We start from the raw sequence: 20463 nt of genomic DNA, 5'->3' as shown, positions 1-20463 counted from the left end.
GATTTGACTTTCAACTAACAAATCTTTAGTTTGTTTTTATAAGTAATACTCATGAATGGACAGCCATTGACTCAAGCTATAAGTCGTCATTCCATGCAGAAAGACTAGAAAGAAGATGAATTGTTCGTGACTAACAGTAACAAACAATTGAGTGATATACCTTTTTCAGTGCTCGATCTCTCCCCGATTATCGTCGGTGGCACACCGGCCGATTCGCTTCGCAATACACTGGACTTAGCCCAACATGTCGAAGCATGGGGCTATAACCGGTATTGGCTGGCAGAGCACCACAATATGCCGTTCATCGCCAGTTCCGCCACGTCTGTCGTCATTGGTCACGTGGCAGCCGGTACATCAAAAATCAGAGTCGGATCGGGTGGAATTATGCTGCCGAACCATGCTCCTTTGGTGATTGCCGAGCAGTTCGGAACGCTCGAATCCCTGTTCCCCGGTCGAATCGATCTCGGCCTTGGCCGCGCCCCTGGCACAGACATGCGTACTGCCCGTGCTCTTCGCCGCGATCTTCACAGTAACGGCGATGACTTCCCAGAGCAATTGGCTGAGCTTCGCGCCTATTTCAATCCGTCACTGGCGCCCGGAAGAGGTTACGTACGGGCGATACCGGGAGAGAATCTGAACATTCCCATCTGGCTGCTCGGCTCGAGCGGTTTTAGTGCGCAGTTAGCCGGTCATTTGGGCTTGCCATTCGCGTTTGCCAGCCATTTCTCCCCGAACTACACGCTTCCTGCGCTCGAGTTGTATCGGAGTTCTTTCCAGCCGTCAGAGGTACTGGAAGAGCCGTATGCAATGTTGGGTGTAAACGTCATTCTTGGAGAATCAGATGAGGAAGGCATTCGTCTATCAACGACACTACAGCAGCAGTTCCTCAACTTGGTGCGGAACGTTGAAGCGCCCCTTCAACCGCCAGTGGACAATTTCGAGGACAAGCTAAACGAATACGAGCGACAAGCTTTACAGCAACAATTAGGGGCAACCATCGCTGGCGGACCGGAGACTGTGAAAACCAAACTGCAGAAATTTGTAGATGATACCCAAGCTGATGAAATCATGGTCATCTCACAGATATTCGACCACCAGGCACGCCTTCGTTCGTATGAAATGCTGGCTGAAATCACGGATCGGAACCCGAATAACTTGTAACCACCCCGAAACACATTCAGAAACGAGCGACAGGGTGCCCCATTCGGCACCCTGTCGCTGTTTATTTATTGCCCATCCCGATTTGCGGACGACTGTTTATGCAGAGACGCTATCAATTCCTCGATTTCGAACAGTTTTCCTTCGATCCGGTGGAGGTGACTTTGCATATCATCAATTTCTTGCTCGGCCTTATAGTTAATGGCAAAGTCGATAACCGATTCATGCTTATCTCGGATAGCTTGCCTATTTTGACTCATCATAATGATGGGTGCTTGGAAAGCCGCGATAAACGACAAACATAGGTTTAATAGAATGAAGGGAGGCTTATCAAAGTGCAACTTTCCGGTGACTGACAACGTGTTCCAGACAATCCACACACCCAGTATAGTCGCAAATATGGTAATAAATGACCAACTACCACCAAACGAGGCGATCCGATCCGCCAAACGATCCGTCCACTTGGTACGACGAATGTACTCCTCATCTAGATGCATCATGATGCTGCTTTCATACGTATCCACCAGCCGGTCAATTCGCTTCGCATCCGTCTCATTAATGGGAATGTCAAAGCCTTCAAACGTCGCCGTGTCTGGCCCGCTCTGTTGTGGTCTAACGTAGTAATTCCGTTTTCCCATGTGTGCTCAACTCCTCTTCATTGGGGAATTGAACACACACCAAACTACCACACAGAGATAAGTCGCTGCGCGAAGTCATTCACGATGGTGAACAATTCCCCATTTGTTCGGTCAGGTTCTGGAGGCATACTGTCCAAGATCCCATCTCCTTCTGCGCGACTACGCATTCCTATCGTATGAATTATTGGCCGAGAATGCAATGTGCGTCTGGTCGGGTGGCCGCTCATTTCGCAGTACGAACGGACGGATCGATGTACCTCGAGGACCTCGAGAATCAGCCGTCCCGTACACATTCGCTCACAAAAGCTTACTTAGCGTAAAGATACGACTTCACATCCTGCCCGACATATGCCTTCCAAATGATTAGGTTATACGGGTAGTCCCAATTGATCTCGCTCGGGCGGCTAAACATTTCGTGGAGGCGGTTATTGTTAAAAATGATTGAGCCCTTTTGGTCAAACGCCACGCCGTCCACCCACAACATTCTGTCGTCTGAAACAAATGGGTGGAATTTGTTTCGCGCGGGACTGTAGACACCAACGCCTTTTCCTTCCAGCATGGTGTAAAAGACATTGCCTTTGTTGTCCGCATGCATGCCATCCGTTGTTGTCCCTTTGCTGCCAATCGCTCGAACAGCCCCACTGATTTGCTCCAACGGGGTATTGAAGTCTCGTAGTAACCTGGCATCAATGGCGTACAAATTACGTCCAGAAACCGGACAATAGTAAAGTTTCGTTCGATCCGCCGACAATGCGATACCGTCAGCACCAATTTTGATTGGCCTGTCCCTATATACACGCTTTTCGTCAATATCAAAGACAAAACCAGGAAAATCCTGAGTACTGAAATGTCTGTCAAGAACACGCCTAAATGTTTTCGTCTTCATGTTGTAAACAATGATTCCACCAACGAGGGGATGGTTCGGCCACCCATTCCCGGAGTCGGTGATGTAGACGAAGCCGTTCTTGTTGTCTACGACCAAGTCGTTCAAAAATGACGTGCGGTACGGTGCGATATCATTCGGGATTTGAATCGAATCCACAAGTTTGTTCACATTTAAGTCCCAAACGACCAACTTCTGCGAACCCTCGGGCGACGATGCATAGGCGATCTTTCCCTGATCCAACAACCACATTTTGTTCTGTTCATCGATTTCATACCCTAGAACGGATTGCAGAACTTTCACATCTCCAGGCTTGTTCCAGTCCCAGCTGGGGAACGCCTCCAGCAACGGTTTTCCGTTTTTCACAACAATCCGATTCATCGTAGCAGGAATGCCTTGAGCCCAACGAGGGACAGACACGTAGTAGTTACCCTGTTGATCAACTTTCACACCAGCAGGCATGGCCTTTTTCCAATATTGGTTGGCCTCGAATTGCCGCTTCATCTTAGGGTCTTGAAAGTCCCAATCCAAATGGTTCCAGTGGTAGATCATTTGATATCGACCGATTTGAGAACTCGGAAGACCGGACGTCACTGGACCTTTTGATGGCGATCGCCCAGAATCCTGCTGCACGACAGGACTCGCCGACGCTACACATGGAACAATGCTTGATACACAGGCTACGGCCACCGTTGCTAGAACAGCCGACCTAGCTAAAAATCTCATCATATTTCTGAACCTCCTTTGTCACGCAACAACATGAATTGCTTCCAACGTTGTGATCGAAAGGTAAGGTTCCCGGGCTATTTACCCATTATCCGGTTACATGGATTTCAAGTGTGAAAGGTTCGCGGAGACTTATGGTGTATACGAATTACGGCTGATGGTATTGATGTACTAAGTTAAACAAACCACTTCAAGGTAACGATTAGACACTCGCAGACGCGGGTGTTTTTTTATTGCTGGTCAGTCTTATGAAATCCACCTGGGAGATACAAAGTTTGACCTTCATTTCGAGGAATTTTAGAGGACGGCCCTGTACCATGTTGTTGAGACCCTTATTCTATTCCCTGCCACTACAGAGATGTAGTGGCGATTTGTGTTGTCTGAGTGTAGCCTAGGTCACCCTCTCGCGAGTGTTTAACCCATGGGCACTCGCCCATCCTAGAGTGCGCTTGGGAGAAATCCCAAGAACAGGTGGTTGCACCAGTACGATTTCCAACATAGGATACCAATGCAACTTATTCTTAAGATGCATTGAAAGAGGGGTATTGGGTGCACGCGGTCAGTATTATTCTTGGCATTGTTGGTTATATTTTAACGGGTATCGCATTCTTTCGATTGGCCAAATTGGCAGGGCGCCACGACATTGCATGGTTCGCATGGGTGCCAATTTTGTCGGCTATCCTACAACTCCGCTTAATACGGAAGAGTGGATGGTGGGTTTTGATGTATCTCGTGCCGATTGCAAACATAGTGTTTGTGATCATATGGCAGGTAAAGTTACTCAACGCTTACGGCAAGCACGGTGCCTGGGTATTGTTCGGTATCTTTATCAATATCGTGTACTACATCATGTGGATTGTTTGGGCTTATTCAGAAAAAACGGAGTACAAATTGGCATAGGATAGTTAACTTTTCGCCCGCTTCGGCGGGTTTTTCTTTTGCCCACGGAGTTTCATGGTTAGAATTTGCTATACTGAGAACCAACGAATGGAGTGAGAACGTGAGTCTGTGGAAGAGTATGTTAGGTGAATTGGATCATCGAAACCCGTTGCCTCCGTTACATCCGGACACGATATGGAATGAAGAACTGAGCGACGATATTCTCGCAGCAACGTCTGAGGAACTTGTCGGAGAAGACGTCCATTCTGAGCTCGCCGTTCAATTAACGCGCGCCGGCCTGCTCCTATGGAATGACGATCTCGACGCATCACACGACATCGCCCAAAGCATCCATGATGTTTCGGGCGCCTACTGGCATGCCATTCTCCACCGTCGGGAAGGAGACTATGAAAACGCGAAACACTGGTTTGCTCAAGTTGATCAGCACCCCATTTTCGAGCCCGTCTATCGCCAGGCATCCCGCCTGTGGCCAGCATGCCAATCCTGGGGACAATGGTCCCCTAATGCATTCGTCGATGCAGTTGCTGAAGCGGTCCATGTAGGCGAGAACGATTCGCCGATTGGGGAAACCCTGCGGCGCATTCAAGTGGTAGAATTTAGCTTTTTGTTACGGCACGGAGTATCCGCTCAGTAAGACCCGGTCGTTGAATGATACGGGAACTGGGGCATTCCCGAATCTGAGTTCAGCTCAACACATCAGATACCGAATGCTGAGGTGGAGATTGTCGATGGAAATTCGATTGAAACGCGCATATGATGCTCCCTCTGAGGGGGACGGACAGAGAGTTTTGGTGGACAGGCTCTGGCCTCGTGGCCTGTCGAAAGACGTGGCTCGAATCGATGTGTGGATGAAGGACATCGCGCCCAGCCACGAACTTCGGAAGTGGTTCCACCACGACCCATCGCAGTGGGAAGAGTTTGTCGTCCGATACCGGGCGGAGCTAGCCGCCAGCCCCCAAGCTGGGGCGTGCATCCAACAGTTGCGTGACGCCGCTTCAGCGGGTACCGTGACCCTGGTGTTCAGCGCAAAAGCGAAGGATCGGAACAATGCAACCGCCCTCCGCGATGTGCTGCTGGAGGGCGATTAGATTACCCCAAATTAATCCTCCAGTTGCACAAACGCGTCAGTCTTCCGGATATAGATTTCGATCCGCTCCAGAATCAACTCTTGGCCAGCTTCAAGCTAACTGAAATCTTTCCACGTGATATCCACAGTCAACAATCCTACGTGCATGTCTTCAGCCATCCACGTACCTTCCGTAGCCGCCGCGGGATTGCGAAAACAAACCAAGTTTTTGTGATAGCCAAAGGCTCGACACACTTCCGGTCTCACAGAGTGAATGCCGCATCTATCTTGATCTAGATCGTAGAAAATGCACGTTCCAAAATGGCGAGGTTGATTTTGCAAGTTCGACCGAATTCTCGGCGGCATCGATCGAACCTTCTTTTTGATTTTCTTCAATTCCTTTTCGGTAACAGGAACAGGGCCACAGCACAGGCCCTTGCAACCCTGACAAGGTAAGTTATTCATCCGCTCACTCCATACTGTGAATCTTGTATGCCGATTTGGGGGAGACGTCGAGACACGACCGCTAATATGAACTGCAGACACTGCAGCCCTCTCCTCGTCAAATCGGCCACTCGCTTATATCTCATATACAATAGGAGCGCACACCGGATCAATAGAAAAATTTAATATAATACCACAAATATTTTTGTTTGTCAATATACAACTAGATAAAAAAGACAACCCATTTGATCAGATAGAATCCCGTTCTTGTCCCACAGGAACCGCAACTGTAACGTCCCTGTCCACGCCGACAATACGGAAGCCACATTTTTGATACATCGCCAATTGCCCAATGCTTGTGTTTGCTGTACCCACTTCTATCGTCTTGTAATGGTCGGATCGAGCGAGTTCGATAGCGTGGAGAACCAACTGTTTTCCAATTCCCTTACCCTGCTCTTCCGGTGTGACTGCTAGATTCACGAGTTCAATCGTTTGCGGACGAGTATCAATCAACACAGACACACCTGCGACTCTGTTATTCAACTCAGCAATGAAACAACGCCCACGATGAACGTAACTCTCGATGACCTCTGACGATGGATCAGCAAGTAAAAGCAACGACATAGGTAAACATTCGTTCGCACGCAGCGACCGGATCTTCAACGTATTCGCATCGACCACTCCAATACGATACAAATGTTTCTAGTGCAATATGGATCGGGCCATTGGTTCGAACCCCCCCCCCGCAGAGCGGACATCGGGTTTGGCATATCGAGGTTTAACGTCAAATTGGTCCCTACGGCTACAACGATGACCATGACGCAAGCAAACACAGCCCATTCCTTTTTGGTGTTGACAGGTGCAAGATACCGCATTTGCGCCCATGAAAAACCGACCAACATGATCAGAAACATCACAACACGTATCATTTCGCACCACCTTCCAGCTGACTGTTGGAGGTGACACCACTTTCCTGAATGCCGCGGTGTTGCTTACCATATAACGGAGGACCGGATTTGCCGCTCTCAATCAATTTGACTTGGGAATGTACGACACATCGTACGTTTGGCAGTTCGTTACGCCAATCTCCCTTGATACGTTCCCAATCGTATGGATGTTGATGGTAGACCATGCGACCGATCCCTGTCGCATCTGCATCCATCTTCTTAGTCACCGTTGTGAGGCACTGCTGGGCCGTCTGCTCAAGATAAAGGTTGAATGCCGACTGGAACATGCTCATTACATGAGGGTTGTCCGCATCCAAACCGGTCGTATTTTCGGTAACCATCCCGGCTCCATCGAGATCGTATCTGACGACGACGTTTTTCCCCTGCACAAACGTCCCAGCACGTCTTCGCGGCTGTGTTACATCTACGCTGATGGTGCCCTTTGTACCTGGCACATTCATCGTCAGCGTCGTACGCCGGAGACGTTCATTTAACCACTGCAGTGCGACGGTTTCCTCACCACTCACATAACCAACAAGCTTTAGGTCGCGAAATATCGCTCTATCCGTAAATGCGAAATCTGGAGTGTTTTGTTCTGAATTTGGCGATCCACCTGCGCTCGGTTGTGGTTTCAACGAAATCGCACTTGAAAATTGGTCAGTCCCTTCGCTTGATGCCTGAATCAAAAAATCCATTAATGTCGTGTTCGATCCCGTCAACTGCCGCTCCAATTTTCGAATGGCCTCACCTGACAGACTTTCCAATGGGTATATAGTTTGCAGAAGCGGCATGGCATCACTGTCTTTGGCAATGAGAAATGTACTCCGCAAGCGGTTTGGGGGATTCCGTCCAAAGTGGTCGAGGATTTGGTCCATCCCGCTGCGCGCTAAGCTGTCTCCCACCAATATTATCCGCAGGTGAGGAAGGTATAATTGGCGTGGCAACTTCTGTTGTATATGTGCATCCGCCTCACTGACCGTTCGTCCCGTCGCACTTACGACGAAGAAGCTTTTCCCACCCTCTCCCTTGCCACTCCCTGATTGCGATCCGCCCACTTTCGACGGGATCGCAACTTGCACGCTCACTCTCACGAGGTTGTCGTCTGCCTTGGCCATCACCAGCGCCAATTCGCTGACTTCTTTCCGATCCCAACAGCCCGATAAAGGAAAAGTCGCAATGAGGACAGACACGATGAGCATGAGCTTACGCATGAGCGGGTCTTCCTATCGCACGCCGCAGACTGTCCACCCCTAGAATGAACGTGGGGATGAGATTCTGAACGATGAATCCTTCAAACGGAAATGTATAGGTCAGGAAGCTTCGCAACTCAGCAATGTTGGGAAAGAACCACAAAGCACAGAGCAGAGAAAGCAAAGTCACCGGAATGGTAACCAGACGATGATCCGATAAACCAGTCAGGTGAACGAGACAGATAGCAGTCACAAATAGACATAGTGCTTCTTTGATGATCATACCGTACATCCAGATTGAGACAATCAGCGGATCGATCCGCTCAAAAAAGTCCCCCAAACTAATGTATCGGGCCGTAATGTAATACGAGTATGTAAGTTTTTCGGTCGGTGGCCCGGCAACCATGGTACTCTGTAACGCAATCAGCGCGACGAAACAGGCAATACCAAGGAGTAACCACAGCAAGGATTTTCGGATGTTCTTCGTATCTTTCACGAGCGGCAACAAGAATCCCAGCACCACAAACTCCCCGTACCAGGCAGAAGGTACAATGGCCGCTTGAAAAACCGTCTGTACCCAATAAGGTCCAACCACTGGTCGAATAAAGGACGGGTGCATGTTCGGCAGTAAGAGCACAAAAACGAATACAAAAAAACCGATGAGAATCGGTATGAATGTTTCTGCACAGCGTGCGATAATTTCGATTCCAGCCCACGTAGCGATCCCGCAAGCCGTCAAAAATAGCAGCAAGATTACACTCCTCGGCGTTCGCGGAAGAGCAAACATCGAGACGAAGGTCATTGTCTCGGAGCCCACTTTGGAGGTATAAATGAGTGTCTGACACAAAAGGACGACACCAATGAACCTCCCTGGCCACTTTCCGAGGATATCCATACTGTACTGCACAATACTTCTCCCCGGATGCCTGCGCGCCAGTTCGGTTAAGACCAAAACACACCAAAATCCTGTAACGGTTGCCGGCATCATGGACATCCACGCACGTTCATGCGCAAACTTGGCGGTCAAGTCCGTAACAGGTAGGATTTCTGTCGCCACCACGATAGGGAGCAACAACATCATTAACTGCCACGGGGAAATCCGCTGGATCGAGTTCATCTCCTTCTCCTCCTCTTAGACGGATGATTATCCCGTTTCGGATCGGGAGCTTGACCCGAAGGTACACGTAGGGTGTTGTCACCGGACGTAGTGAGTTGCCGGCGATTCATTGCCCAACGTGGCACCCTGACAAACACGTCTTTTAAATCGCTCCAACTGGCCGGGGCAACCGGTGTAAAGTAAGGTATCCCGAAAGACCTTAGTGCTACTAGGTGTGTGGTAATGATAAACAAAGCGATGGCGATGCCGTATATTCCGAACGCGCCCGCGAGTAGCAACATGGGAAAACGGAGCAACCTGATGGATATCCCAACGTTGTAACGGGGAAATGTGAACGATGCGATCCCCGATGGAAACCACAATGACCATTGGGGCGGAGATGATACCTGCCTCTACAGCAGCCTGGCCAATAACCAATGCCCCTACAATGCTCATCGCTTGACCAATTTGTTTGGGCATGCGGACGCCAGCTTCGCGGAGTGCTTCAAATATCAACTCCATGAACAACGCCTCAATCACCGCGGGAAACGGTGTCGATTCTCTCGCGGCCGCGATGCTAAGAAGTAAGCTCGTCGGAATCATTTCTTGCTGATACGTTGTCATGGCTACATACAGAGAAGGTAACAGGAGGCTGATCATCATAAACGAAATCCGCAGTATGCGCAAAAAGCTGGACATGTACGTGCGTTCGTAATAGTCCTCGTTTGCGTTTAAAGCACCCCAAAACACAGCCGGCGCAACAACGGCGTGCCATCCGTGAATATCGCAACTTTACCCTCCAGCAAGTTCGCGGATACAACATCCGGTCGCTCCGTATTCTGGAGTTGGGGAAACGGCGAGCGCGGCTGATCCTCAATAAACTCTTCAATAAAGGCTGACTCCAAAATTGCGTCAACCTTGATTTGTTCGATCCGCTTTCGCACCTCACTCACAATTTCCGGCTTCGCAATGCCATCGATATAAGCGATACAGACATCTGTCTTGGAAAATTCTCCAACGCTCATATTGACCATTTTCAAACGAGGACTCCGTATTCTTCTCCGAACTAAAGCCGTGTTTGTGCGAAGGGTTTCAATGAAACCTTCACGAGGGCCCCGGATGACCGGCTCTGACGGAGGTTCATCGATACTGCGTTGCTTCCAGCCTGCCACACCGGCCGACAAAACCGCCTCGTCTCCGTCCACGAGTACGACGACGTTGCCTTTGAGGATGTGATCAATGACCTGTTGCCGATCGGTTAGCACACTGACCTGCGTGACAGACACAGCGCTTTCTACAAGCAAGTCCTTGACCCATGTAGTGGTAACAGTTGATGTCGTTGGAAGGCGTTCTCGGACCAATACCTTTAGAACGGCCTCCTCCAAGTGAACCGAATCCACCAAGCCATCTACACATACCAGCAACATTTGAATTTGCCGACCAGCCATGTCAGTGGATATCAGCTTACGAAAGATAACATCAGCGCAATCCTCAAAGGTTTGACGAAGCTCCAGCTCATTCACTTGCAAGTCGCGTGAAAGCAACCGACCTTCTTGTAGATCGGACTGCTGATCCTGATTTAGGTGAATTTCTGGTATTCGGCTTCGGGATTGCTTGTACCGCCGCATGTTGTCCTCCATAAATTTTCACTTGGAGGTATTTTTACCCATGTAACGTTTAAGCATGCAAACGCGTTTACCGAAGGGCATTATGCACAAATGTATCTAGCGCGAAGAGACACGTTTCGTGGATATCGAACTGGTTTGATGTCGATTTTTCGCGAATTACGCTCAGTCAGAGTTAAACGCCCCGATCATTCGATCACGACATTGAACCGCAGTCGAAATGATATCGGAGATGAGTGCTTGGACGGTCGGGATCGAATAAATGAGTCCGGTCGACTGGCCCGCCCACGCATAGCCGTTGTCAAAATCACCTGCATACACGGCTCTTTTATTACGTTCGCCCATCGTTAGACCGTATAGATCTTCAGGTGTAATACCATCCGCCTCACGATTGAGGATTTCTTCCGCGAAGGCGCCATTGATGACTCGTCCCGGTGCACCGATGGACCGCTTGATCACGCGTGTGTCCAGTTCCGTTCCCTTGACCAACCGTTCCTTGTATTCAGCACTCGCGATGGATTCTTCCGTAGCGACGAACCGCGTACCCATTTCAATTCCGTCTGCCCCTAATGCGAGTGCTGCTAACAAGCCCCGCCCGTCCGCAATGCCACCACTGGCCACGACCGGAATCCGCACGGCGTCGACAACACGCGGAACAAGTACAAATGTCCCCGTGTCGTCCCGTCCAATGTGACCGCCGCCCTCTTGGCCCACAGCGATCACGGCGTCCGCACCTAGCGCTTCCGCCTTCTGCGCCTGTCGAACGGAACTCACCAAGACGAGCTTCCGAATATCGTGCCCCTCAAGACGCTTGATGATAGGCTCGGGATTCCCGCCTGTCAGCGTTACAACGGAAATCTTCTGCTCAATAACGACGTCAACCAATGCGTCCACAGATTTGTGTTGACCAATGGCAATATTGACTCCAAACGGTTTATCAGTGAGTTCCCGTGCTTTAGAAATCTCCAGTTCTAAATCGGACGTCGAGGAGAGGGAAGTTGCCGTAATCTGGCCCAATCCACCCGCGTTGGATACAGCGGCCGCCAGGCCTGAGAATGCCAGATGAGCAAGACCTCCCTGAATAATCGGATATTCGATATGTAGTAGTTCTGTAATACGCGTTTTCACGTTTACGCCCCCTTCACGGTAACAGCAATTTACTAGCCAGTATTCAACTGAGCACCCATCGCTTCGAAGTCATGCGCTGAGGAATGTACCATTGCAGCCACATATTGTATGGCCTCTATATCAATTATAATCATAGTTACCGTCCAATTCATTTACTAGAACGTCTCTAAATGAAAATGCCCATCAACGAGACGCGTTCAATATAAGTCAACCTGATGGTCTTCAACGTTTTCGAAAAGTCGTACCCCATCGCCAAGTAAGATCGCTACAAGATGATGTGAATCTCGTCTAGGAGACCCGCTCTGAGGTACTGCCGCTCGACCATTCAATTATCATTCTTGTAATGGGATCGTACACGGAAACACATTCTTACTGAGAAAGTCAAAATACAGATAAAGAATGCGTATGCGTCAAATTCTTCACACCTAGCGAGGATACCGGATTCCTGAAAGAATGCAGTTAAAACTTTCAAGGAGGGCTTCGTTATGACCAAAAAAGAATTGGCAGAATTACGAGAAACGTGGCGTGAACGCGTAGCTGCATTCCGGGATAGCGGTCTGAGTGGCGCGGCGTGGTGCGCTGAGCAAGGCATAAAAGAACATCAATTGTGGTATTGGGTAAGTCGCTTTCGTGAAAAATCCCCGAAACCGTCCGTTTCGACTGACTTTCTACCCGTGCAGGTTCATGAGTCCATTGCCAATCTCCCTCTGCTCGTCCGGGTTGGCTCCGTTGCCATTGAAGTACACCCGGGATACGACGCCCAACTGTTGCGTGACCTGGTTGAGACACTCACGGGCTCATGCTGAACCATATCGGTACAGAACAGCGCGTCTATCTTGCGTGTGGTGTCACGGACATGCGGAAGAGTATCGATGGATTGGCGGCCTTGGTGCAAACGCAATTCCAGTTAGACCCGTTCTCCCAATGTGTCTTCGTTTTTTGCAATCGTCAGCGGGAAAAATTGAAGATTCTGTATTGGCAGTATAACGGATTCTGGTTATTGTATCGCCGGTTGGAACGAGGCCGATTTGAGTGGCCCAGCTCGTCTCAGGACAAGACGCTTGTCATTAGCCAACGCCAGTTGAATTGGTTGCTGGATGGATTGTCTCTCAACCAGCAGAAAGCTCATCCCAAGGTGGCGGCGCAAAAGGTCGTCTGAGTGCCTGAAAGGCAGGCATGGATTTTGAAACAAAAAGTTATTGGAACCCTTGATATGACAAGGATTTCGGGGTGTGTTCGTCGAAGAGATAACTATGGAAAATACGTCTTCAGAAACCATCGAACAAGTTGAAGTTCTACAACAGCGCTGCACTTCCTTGGAACAGGAGAACGCCGAATTAAAACAGCAAGTGAACTTGCTGCTTGAACAACGGCGTCTGGATCGGCAAAAGCGTTTCGGGGCATCCAGCGAGCGGTCTGACGCTGAGCAGATGCGGTTGTTCAATGAGCCAGAGACGGCGTCGGATGAAGAGCCAGAAATAGAAGAGCCTTTGGTTGATACGGCGACACGCAAGCCACGCAGGAAACAACCTGGACAGCGGGAAGCCATGCTGGCGAACCTCCCTGTTGAGCGGATGGAATACCGCCTGCCAGAGGCAGAGCGCGTGTGCCCGTGTTGTGGCGGCCCCTTGCACGAGATGAGTGCGGAGGTACACCGGGAACTCAAACATATTCCGGCACAGACGGTCGTCGTTGAACGTGTGCAATACATCTACGGGTGTCGACCGTGTGAGAAAAATGAGATTCACCCGCCCGTGGTCAAGGCGGACATGCCGCGCTCGGCGTTTCCCGGGAGTCTGGCGTCGGCATCCATGGTGTCTTATATCATGAGTAAGAAGTTTGTGGAAGGCATGCCTTTGTACCGACAGGAGCAGCAATTCACCCGACAGGGCATATCACTTTCTCGTCAGACGCTGGCGAATTGGGTGGTAGTCGGAGCCACGCGTTGGCTGAGCCTCATATTCGACAGGCTTCATGAGGAATTGCTTGCCCGACATTATTTACATGCAGATGAGACAACACTGCAGGTACTACACGAACCCGGACGGGCGGCCAATTCGAAATCGTATATGTGGCTGTACCGAAGTGGACGTGATGGACCGCCGATTGTGCTGTATGACTATCAAGAGAGTCGGTCGAAGGAGCATCCGAAGACGTTCCTCCGAGGGTTCAAGGGGTACCTGCATGTAGACGGATATGCCGGATACCACGACGTGGAGAACGCGACACTGGTCGGGTGCTGGTCTCATGCGCGGCGCGGTTTCAATAACGCCCTTCAATCGCTGCCGAGCGCCGAACAGAAAAAACTTCGGCTGCACGGACTGGGCTTCAATATTGCAATGAGTTATTCAAGATTGAACGTGGGTTGAAGGACGCCACACCGGAAGAACGTCGAGCAGGCCGAGAAAAGCAAAGTCGACCCGTGCTCGATGCTTTTTCAGCATGGTTGCATGAGCAGAGTCCACTTGTGCTGCCAAAGAGTGTTTTAGGCAAAGCCATTACGTATTGCATGAACCATGGAGCAAACTCATTGTGTTTCTAGAAGACGGGAACCTGGAACTGGATAACAACCGGAGTGAGCGGTCTATCAAGCCTTTTGTGATCGGCCGCAAGGCGTGGATGTTCAGTAATACACCACGTGGTGCGAGAGCAAGTGCCATTACTTATAGTTTGGTAGAGACGGCGAAAGAGAATGGTTTAGATCCGCGCCTATATCTGGAGTATCTGTTTGAGCGGCTACCAAACATCCAAATGGATGACGAGCATGTCGTAGACGCTTTGCTGCCGTGGTCCGAAGAGTTGCCAAAGGAGATACGAAAACGAAAGACAAGAGCATAGAAGATCAACATCCCCGCCAGCGACGCTGCGGGGATTCATTATATCCGATTATGAACAAACGTGGTTCGTGCACAAGGTGTGCCGGGTTTGACGTTCACAAGAATGCTACTAAGGTTGCATACATGCCAAATCGTTGAGACAGAAACCCAACACCGATAATGGGAATCCCGACACCCAAGTACGCCCATTTATAAAACATAGATACCACTTCGCCACGCCGCTCAGTCGGTGCGATCTCGTTCACATGCGCCATGCTGCCCATAAAGGAAAACCCGTGTCCAACACCACTTAGGATCGCCCCAAGAAATAAAAGAGCCAAAGATTGAACCGGTACCGCAACAAGAAACACGCCGAGTCCCAAAACGAGGAGAAAGAGTCCCAATGTCATTGATGTTTTCGGTGTGGTTTGTTTCCAAAGCATTTGCGAAAGTGAGGAGGAAAAAAAGATTCCAAATGGGACAAGTCCGGCTATGAGCAAATTTGACGTACCCAAGAGTAAGTTCACATACGCCGGAACGAGTGACATAAAAAGTGCCATCACTGCCCAGCAAAGAAATGCAGTAAACGCGGAAACATAAAACGATTGTTGAATGGATTTTGGAACACCCGGCTTTTGCCAATTCCATTTGCCAGCGAACACCACGGCGGTTGGTTCCGGCATCATGAATACGAATAAAATCGCTGGAACCATTAGACAAATATGAAACAGGTAAGGAACAATAATAGGATAAGGAGTGTACTGTGCTAAAATCCCCGTGATGAGCGGTCAGGCGGCGGTACCTGCAGCCATAGTGACGGTTGCCGTAAGCGATGCTTTTGTCCGGTCATTTTCCGGATGTAATTCAACAAGTGTAGCGGTCGTCACGCCGTTTAACATACCGGCTGCTATTCCCTGCACCGCCCGTGCGACAAATAAAGAAAGCAAACCATGTGTGAAGGCAAAAAGAATGGATCCCACCGATACAAGTAAGACACCCGTAATCAGAACCGTTTTTCGTCCAATGGCGTCTGACATCTGCCCAAAAATAAGCAGAGACGGGATTAGAAACAACGCATAAACTGCAAAAATAAGCGTCACTATTCCGGGTGAAAAGTGAAATAACTCCCGATAGACACCATATAATGGTGCTGGGATATTCGTGCCAACCGATATGACCAAAAATGTGTACGCTAGCATCACAAACGCAAATTTCTTCCGCATAAAATTGCCTCCGATTATAGAGCGAGGTTAGAGCATAATTGAAAATTACTCGGTGTCTTTGATCACTTCGCCGTCATGCTGAGAAGGCAGGGCAAAAATCGTTGCCAATTGCGATGGATGCAGCTTTCCACTCAATCCAAAGAATTCGAAAAAATTCATAATGAGTGGCCTCCACTTTACGGGTCAATGTAGTTTTTTTCACCCGCCATTAAAATTCTTTCGTCGATATGAGAACGGACAATTCTGACTTCAATAGCAGCGAGCCAGCTGGGTTCTTCAAAACGATGAACCTGTTGGACTATCGCCTCAAGTTGTACCGGACACTCCATAACTCGCGGCGGTTTTACTATGTTTGACATCGCCTTAGAAAGACTGGCAGTTCCAAATTTGTCAGCTTCATACCGGTAGCCCTGCTGCTCCTTGTAGTCGGGTACTGGGTTTCTACCCGTCAGTAGAGCGAGCCGATTTACGGCGCTTACGAGATCAGATGAGGGGAGATTAAGGACACATTCTCGTTCTCGCAACATGTTTTGAACAGTCTGTGACCTAGTGCTCATTCCAAGCATGCATGACTGATTTAGCCACCATGCTGATGACATAGGGGCTAGGTTAGCAGAGCCGTCTTCGTTTAATGTACTTATGAGAACAACTGGAGTCCCAAAGTAGAAAATCTTAGGTTCGACTACCTTGTGCACGAGAGTACACTCCTTCTTTGTTTTGAACTTGCTTTCCGTTATATCAGGACGAGTCATTAAATGCTTTCGGTATCTTGCTTTCCTATTGTCAAAAGTGCGCTCCATGGCAGGCAAACACATCTCAGCCCCAAAACACTGGAGTTCTCTTAGATATCTTTCTTGCATATTTCAGGACCTGATCAAGCACCAAGCCAAGTAAGCTAAGGAAACCACATTTAAGGACAAATGATGCAGGTGCAATGACTTTCTCAGCACCTAGAATGCTTCGAAGTTGTCTAATGAGGCAAGCTTTTATAAATGTTTGATCACGTTGGGTGCCGTATGGCTTTCGATTTCTTGCTCTTGCATTCCCAGATGCTTACTTCGTTGAGGTACTGGCGTTATAGTAGAGATGTGAGGTGATGGCTGTGGATGAAGTACTTTGGGAAGCGATTGTGCATTGCAAACCAACATTCGACGGACAGTATTTTTACGGTGTGATAACGACACACATCTTCTGTCGTCCATCCTGTCGGTCTCGAACTCCCCTCCCGGAGAATACTCGCATATTTCGCGGTGTGAACGAAGCAAAAGCGGCTGGATTTCGTCCTTGTAAGCGATGCCGACCCGATGAATACGGACTTGGTCCGGACGAAGAACTTGTTCAATCAGCTAAAGACATCATGGAACAACGCTACCAAGACCCACTTACACTGGACAAAATCGCTGGAGAGCTTGCAATCAGCCCTTATCATTTGCACCGGGTATTTAAACGTTTGACGGGGACAACACCAGCCGACTATCTATTCAACAAGCGTCTTCGAGCAGCGAAACAAGCCCTGCGTACCGAACTGTATAGGACGGTCACAGACATCGCCATTGGGGTCGGGTTTCGGAGCCCATCACATTTTTCGACCATGTTCCAGAGGAAAACAGGCTATAGCCCAAGCGACTACCGGAAATTGAATCTGGGATCCCCAATCGCAGAGGAAGTCGAAAGATGATGCTAGTACCTACCATCGTTTACTGGGTCAGACGTCAATATAACGGCTTAGACAGGACAACGTCGTTGTGTCGAGGCAAGCGGGGAGCGCAAAGGTCGTAGATATACAAGGATGTTAATACAGTATCATGATTACCTATTCCAATTTTTTAACAGGAGCGGACACCTAAACTAATGCCCCCTTTTGTATTAAGAAGCTCTACGTTGCGTCTGCATCAAAATAGTCCGCCAATCCGTTGATTTTGATCGGTTGTGATAGATGAGGGCCGTCCCCGTAACGCATTGACTCGCGAGGTCCATGGGTTTCTTCCCCGTGACGGAATCAGCCCCAAGCGAAATTCGAAGGATTGCCAAAGAACAGATCGGTGCCTACCCTTCAAACCGAACTGAATTGCACTTGATAAAACTCCAACATAATCAAGCAAGAGTTTATTCAATTGTTCGACTCCTTAAAAACAATAATCCATACATAACTATATTTCCATTAATCAATGAAAAGACAGCAGCCTGTGGGATTTATGCCCCAAGGACAAGTAGATTCGCTCCTAAAGTTCCACAACGCTCGCCGGTGTCGTATCACACATAATTTAGTCTTAACTGGACAGACATGTAACTGACGTTACTCTTTCCGCGTGCACCAAAGAAGTAAAGCCGCTGCGAGGATGGTGAAACCTGACAACATCATCGCTAAACGAAAAGTATGCGTCTGTGTAGTAATCATCCCGGCCAAAATAGGACCTAGCACCTGTCCAATGCTAAACATGGTTGTCATCATCCCAATGACGGTTCCCGCTCTATCAGGAGAACACATTCGGCCGATGGACAAAGCGAGCGAGGTAATACCCATAAACGTACCTCCAAATAAGATGGAGCCAATAATGGCTTCCCAAATCCCTGAATGGATTACGGGAAGTAGGATACCCACCGCTTGTGTCATAAAAGCCGTCATGGTAGCTCTACCCCCACCCCAGACCCGAGCAACTTTTGTCCAAAGCCACGTCGAGGGGGCTCCCGCCAATCCCACAAAGACCCAACTCACCGTACCCAACCATGCGACGGTTTTTTCGTCGTGAAAAAAGTCCGTAATAAAGGTAGCCATCACGATATAGCCTAGTCCTTCTAAGCCGTACACCAGCGTAATGCTCCACAGTGGGAATGGTGATTTCAAATCTGGTTGATGTTTGTTTGTTGAATGATGATCATTCGAGTTTACGTCTCCAACCGTTCGAAGGAACACCGATGCCAAAATCGTGAGAACGCCACCTAGACATCCAAGACCCAGCCACCCAAGCTGCCATCCACCGCTGCTGGTCAGGTACGGTACGAGTATGCCGGTGATTGCGATCCCGACTCCAACCCCAGAGTATAGGATCCCGGCTTCTTGGACATTTCCTCTCCTTGCCAGCCAATCCATCACAAGGCTCGACGATATAACAAGTACAACCGCACTGAATAGACCGCCGACTCCTCGTGAGACACACCACCAATCGTGGGAACTTGTTAGTCCCATACATGCCGTACTAACCACACTTCCGATTAACCCTAATACGACGATTCGATACCGGAACCTCATGTCTGTTTGTAAACGCGCCGGTAACATAGCAACAAGAATGGCTCCAACGAGATACCCAAAATAATTCCAAGATGCAAGAACACCGGCAAACGCAGTGGAAAAATGAGTGTGTAGTCGCATAGCGGGAAGAAGTGGTGTATAAGCAAAACGCCCGATCCCCATGGCCACCGCAAGGCCCAATAGCCCACCGATAACGGGGAGAATGGAATTTCTCTTCGAGCTTGACCTTAACATTTCTTTATACTCACCCACTCTATATCGCCCCCCTCTTACCACTCGCATCGACCCTTTACCCAGCACCTGCTTGCAGCTCAGGGAACCATTCCAGTCATTTTGCTTCTACTTAAATTTGTTTTCTCGTATCTGTTCGGTTTGGTTTGACAATGTCACATCGGATTTATCATAATACGTACTAATCAACACGTAAAATGATTCTTGCTGATAATAAAAATCATTATTACTGATGGTGATGCAAAGATGGATATGAAGGACTTAGAGATTTTTTATACGGTGGCACGTACGGGAAGTATGACCCGTGCCGCCAAACAGCTTGGATTTGTACAGTCACACATCACTGGACGGGTTCGACTTCTTGAGACTGAGTTACACCACCCTCTGTTTGAACGTTTGAAGACGGGGGTTGTTTTAACTGCAGAAGGAAAGAAATTGTATCCATACGTTGAATCGCTCCTCGTTCAATGGAATGAAACCCGAAGCGTACTTTTAGAACAAGATGAACTATTCGGCTCAATCCGCATCGGATCGCTCGAAACAACGGCGGCTTTGCACACGGCTGGCTGGATTACACGTTTCCATAAAGAAAATCCTAGCGTAGAGATTTCGCTGCAAACTGGAACCACAAGGGAACTCCTCCAAGGAGTTGTCGACAGAACATTCGACATAGCACTGGTGGCGGGTGCGGTCGAGCACTTAGAGGTGGACTCGAAAGCGCTGGTTATCGAGGAGTTGGCTATTATCACGCCGTGTGGAAGCACGCCCGACAGCATGCTGATGGAGAACCCAGTCATCATCACGTTTCGTGAGGGTTGTACCTATCGGCGAATTCTCGAAAGATGGATGGCGGACCAAGGAGCTGCCCTATACCAAACTATGGAGAGTGCGAGTATTGACACCATTTTGCAATTGACTGCGGGAGGATTGGGTATCTCTATTATGCCAAAATCCATCGTAACGCGTTCATTCTTAAGAGAGAAGTTAACGGCGCACCCCGTTGACCAATCCATTGGCTTCGTCACTACCCATGCGGTATGGAGACGGGGGCAGCATGTTCCTCGAACCATTTCCACGTTTTTGGAGCAATTGAGCGTTGAATATTCTATTCCCGACTAGTTAGTTAAGCGCTGATTCCAATA

The 20463-nt window shown here is 49.1% G+C and carries 16 protein-coding genes and 5 pseudogenes; 10 read left to right on the top strand and 11 right to left on the bottom strand.

Going from position 1 to position 20463, the window contains the following annotated elements:
- Nucleotides 1-126 precede the first annotated feature (126 nt).
- Nucleotides 127-1161 (top strand): LLM class flavin-dependent oxidoreductase, encoded by a 1035-nt coding sequence (locus NZD86_RS05320; RefSeq protein ID WP_268045445.1) that lies wholly within the window; start codon nt 127-129, stop codon nt 1159-1161.
- A gap of 65 nt (nt 1162-1226) precedes the next feature.
- Here NZD86_RS05320 and NZD86_RS05315 read toward each other — a convergent pair whose 3' ends face one another.
- Nucleotides 1227-1796 (bottom strand): DUF1003 domain-containing protein, encoded by a 570-nt coding sequence (locus NZD86_RS05315; RefSeq protein WP_268045444.1) that lies wholly within the window; start codon nt 1794-1796, stop codon nt 1227-1229.
- Nucleotides 1797-2103: 307 nt separating this feature from the next.
- Complete coding sequence (locus NZD86_RS05310) at nt 2104-3231, bottom strand: L-dopachrome tautomerase-related protein (protein WP_268046800.1); 1128 nt, start codon at nt 3229-3231, stop codon at nt 2104-2106.
- A gap of 723 nt (nt 3232-3954) precedes the next feature.
- Between NZD86_RS05310 and NZD86_RS05305 the strand changes: the two genes are divergently transcribed.
- The 3 genes from NZD86_RS05305 (at nt 3955) to NZD86_RS05295 (ending at nt 5393) form a co-directional block, all read left to right on the top strand.
- Nucleotides 3955-4305 (top strand): DUF5684 domain-containing protein, encoded by a 351-nt coding sequence (locus NZD86_RS05305; protein WP_268045443.1) that lies wholly within the window; start codon nt 3955-3957, stop codon nt 4303-4305.
- Nucleotides 4306-4405: 100 nt separating this feature from the next.
- Nucleotides 4406-4939 carry a hypothetical protein gene (locus NZD86_RS05300; RefSeq protein ID WP_268045442.1) on the top strand — a complete coding sequence of 178 codons (534 nt, stop codon included), beginning with the start codon at nt 4406-4408 and terminating at the stop codon, nt 4937-4939.
- Nucleotides 4940-5033: 94 nt separating this feature from the next.
- The gene (locus NZD86_RS05295) at nt 5034-5393 is read left to right on the top strand and encodes a DUF488 domain-containing protein (RefSeq protein ID WP_268045441.1); all 360 of its coding nucleotides are present in this window, start codon (nt 5034-5036) and stop codon (nt 5391-5393) included.
- Between the two features lie 95 nt (nt 5394-5488).
- Here NZD86_RS05295 and NZD86_RS05290 read toward each other — a convergent pair whose 3' ends face one another.
- The 6 genes and pseudogenes from NZD86_RS05290 to NZD86_RS05265 all read right to left on the bottom strand — a co-directional run bounded on the left by NZD86_RS05290 (nt 5489) and on the right by NZD86_RS05265 (nt 11801).
- Nucleotides 5489-5836: a YkgJ family cysteine cluster protein gene (locus NZD86_RS05290; protein WP_268045440.1), complete on the bottom strand. Its 348-nt coding sequence runs from the start codon at nt 5834-5836 to the stop codon at nt 5489-5491.
- A 228-nt stretch (nt 5837-6064) separates the two neighbouring features.
- Nucleotides 6065-6478: a GNAT family N-acetyltransferase gene (locus tag NZD86_RS05285; RefSeq protein ID WP_268046799.1), complete on the bottom strand. Its 414-nt coding sequence runs from the start codon at nt 6476-6478 to the stop codon at nt 6065-6067.
- A gap of 262 nt (nt 6479-6740) precedes the next feature.
- Nucleotides 6741-7973, bottom strand: a complete 1233-nt coding sequence (locus NZD86_RS05280) for a Ger(x)C family spore germination protein (protein ID WP_268045439.1) — start codon at nt 7971-7973, stop codon at nt 6741-6743.
- On the bottom strand, nt 7966-9069 hold the full coding sequence (locus NZD86_RS05275; protein WP_268045438.1) for a GerAB/ArcD/ProY family transporter: 1104 nt from the start codon (nt 9067-9069) through the stop codon (nt 7966-7968). Before NZD86_RS05275 ends, NZD86_RS05280 begins: the two co-directional genes overlap by 8 nt.
- Nucleotides 9066-10688, bottom strand: a pseudogene (locus NZD86_RS05270) (spore germination protein). Before NZD86_RS05270 ends, NZD86_RS05275 begins: the two are co-directional and overlap by 4 nt.
- Before the next feature lie 150 nt (nt 10689-10838).
- Complete coding sequence (locus NZD86_RS05265) at nt 10839-11801, bottom strand: NAD(P)H-dependent flavin oxidoreductase (RefSeq protein ID WP_268045437.1); 963 nt, start codon at nt 11799-11801, stop codon at nt 10839-10841.
- Between the two features lie 485 nt (nt 11802-12286).
- Between NZD86_RS05265 and tnpA the strand changes: the two genes are divergently transcribed.
- The 3 genes and pseudogenes from tnpA to tnpC all read left to right on the top strand — a co-directional run bounded on the left by tnpA (nt 12287) and on the right by tnpC (nt 14639).
- Entirely contained in the window at nt 12287-12607 is a 321-nt protein-coding gene (gene tnpA, locus NZD86_RS05260) for an IS66 family insertion sequence element accessory protein TnpA (RefSeq protein ID WP_268042949.1), read from the top strand.
- Nucleotides 12601-12960: an IS66 family insertion sequence element accessory protein TnpB gene (gene tnpB, locus NZD86_RS05255; RefSeq protein ID WP_268045220.1), complete on the top strand. Its 360-nt coding sequence runs from the start codon at nt 12601-12603 to the stop codon at nt 12958-12960. Before tnpA ends, tnpB begins: the two co-directional genes overlap by 7 nt.
- A gap of 88 nt (nt 12961-13048) precedes the next feature.
- Nucleotides 13049-14639, top strand: a pseudogene (gene tnpC / locus NZD86_RS05250) (IS66 family transposase).
- A 94-nt stretch (nt 14640-14733) separates the two neighbouring features.
- Here tnpC and NZD86_RS05245 read toward each other — a convergent pair.
- Nucleotides 14734-15816, bottom strand: a pseudogene (locus NZD86_RS05245) (MFS transporter).
- 69 nt (nt 15817-15885) lie between these two features.
- A pseudogene (locus NZD86_RS05240) lies at nt 15886-16535 on the bottom strand (flavin reductase family protein).
- Between the two features lie 407 nt (nt 16536-16942).
- Here NZD86_RS05240 and NZD86_RS05235 point away from each other — a divergent pair.
- Nucleotides 16943-17518, top strand: coding sequence for a bifunctional transcriptional activator/DNA repair enzyme AdaA (locus NZD86_RS05235; protein ID WP_268045436.1), 576 nt, complete (start codon nt 16943-16945; stop codon nt 17516-17518).
- Nucleotides 17519-17769: 251 nt separating this feature from the next.
- Nucleotides 17770-17896, top strand: a pseudogene (locus NZD86_RS05230) (pyridine nucleotide-disulfide oxidoreductase); the annotation flags it as partial.
- 240 nt (nt 17897-18136) lie between these two features.
- Here the strand turns inward: NZD86_RS05230 and NZD86_RS05225 are convergent.
- Complete coding sequence (locus NZD86_RS05225; protein WP_268045435.1) at nt 18137-19342, bottom strand: YbfB/YjiJ family MFS transporter; 1206 nt, start codon at nt 19340-19342, stop codon at nt 18137-18139.
- A gap of 183 nt (nt 19343-19525) precedes the next feature.
- Here NZD86_RS05225 and NZD86_RS05220 point away from each other — a divergent pair, with 183 nt between their 5' ends.
- Nucleotides 19526-20440 carry a LysR family transcriptional regulator gene (locus NZD86_RS05220; protein WP_268045434.1) on the top strand — a complete coding sequence of 305 codons (915 nt, stop codon included), beginning with the start codon at nt 19526-19528 and terminating at the stop codon, nt 20438-20440.
- Nucleotides 20441-20463: the final 23 nt, after the last annotated feature.

The sequence above is a fragment of the Alicyclobacillus dauci genome, assembly GCF_026651605.1.
In the GTDB taxonomy this organism is placed as follows: Bacteria; Bacillota; Bacilli; order Alicyclobacillales; family Alicyclobacillaceae; genus Alicyclobacillus; species Alicyclobacillus dauci.
The sequence above is the reverse complement of the archived record's forward strand: the minus strand, read 5'-3'. Positions and strand labels throughout refer to the sequence as shown.